Annotated in this window: 1 protein-coding gene; it reads left to right on the top strand. The window is 48.8% G+C overall.

The window, feature by feature from the left end; all coding sequences use genetic code 11:
- The coding region (locus tag ERD80_RS22315; RefSeq protein ID WP_136548598.1) for a flagellin at window positions 1-718 on the top strand (718 nt) is incomplete at its 5' end.
- Window positions 719-1,036 lie beyond the last annotated feature (318 nt).

The following is a 1,036-nucleotide window of genomic DNA, read 5'->3' as shown; positions in this document are numbered from 1 at the left end:
TATCTCTCTGGCACAGACTGCTGAAGGCGCGCTGTCCGAGATCAACAACAACCTGCAGCGTGTGCGTGACCTGACCGTGCAGGCGCAGAACAGCTCCAACTCGGCTTCAGACATCGACTCCATCCAGGCTGAAGTTAACCAGCGTATGGAAGAGATCAACCGCGTTACTGCACAAACTGATTTCAACGGTATCAAAGTACTGAACACCGGTTCTGGTTCTAAAGATTACAGCTTCCAGGTGGGTTCAAAAGACGCCGAGACTATCTCCATTACTATTAGCTCAAGTAACGGTTATAACCTGGCGAAAGCAGGGGCTACTGGTACTGCACTGAACACCCGTACTATGGGCACTGGCGATACAGTTAACGGTACTGCTCGTGCAACTCAGGCAGTAGGTTTTGACGTACTTAAAGGCTCTGTAAGTGCTTCTGGTACCGCAGCCGGCACAACACCGCTGGCTGATATTGATGCTGCCATCAAATCTGTCGATTCACAGCGCAGCCTGCTGGGTGCCTCGCAGAACCGCTTTGAATCTACCATTACCAACCTGAATAACACGGTGAACAACCTCTCAGCTGCGCGCAGCCGTATTCAGGATTCTGACTACGCGACCGAAGTGTCGAACATGTCGCGCGCGCAGATCCTGCAGCAGGCAGGTTCCTCGGTGCTGGCTCAGGCCAACCAGGTACCACAGACCATGCTGTCATTGCTGCGCTAATCGCCAGCACCATAAAAAACGGAGCCAATGTGCTCCGTTTTTTTTGGCCGTTGTTCTTGGCTTTTATTCAGCTTAATCTTCTATTCATATGTCTGGATTAATTTTTAAATTCTTTGGCATTCTTTTATTAAAGATAGTGAAGTTTTCCCGGATGGTGTCGATAACTTTTATACGGTGAGTAACCGCAGGCCTGAAGGGCTGAATCCACTTACTTAATAAAGGATATTTGCTATGGCAGTGATTAATACCAATACATTATCGCTGGTTACCCAGAACAACCTGAACAAATCTCAGTCTTCTCTGGGCACGGCGATTGAG

Source organism: Pantoea sp. R102 (assembly GCF_004916815.1).
GTDB lineage: Bacteria > Pseudomonadota > Gammaproteobacteria > Enterobacterales > Enterobacteriaceae > Pantoea > Pantoea dispersa.
The sequence above is the reverse complement of the archived record's forward strand: the minus strand, read 5'-3'. Positions and strand labels throughout refer to the sequence as shown.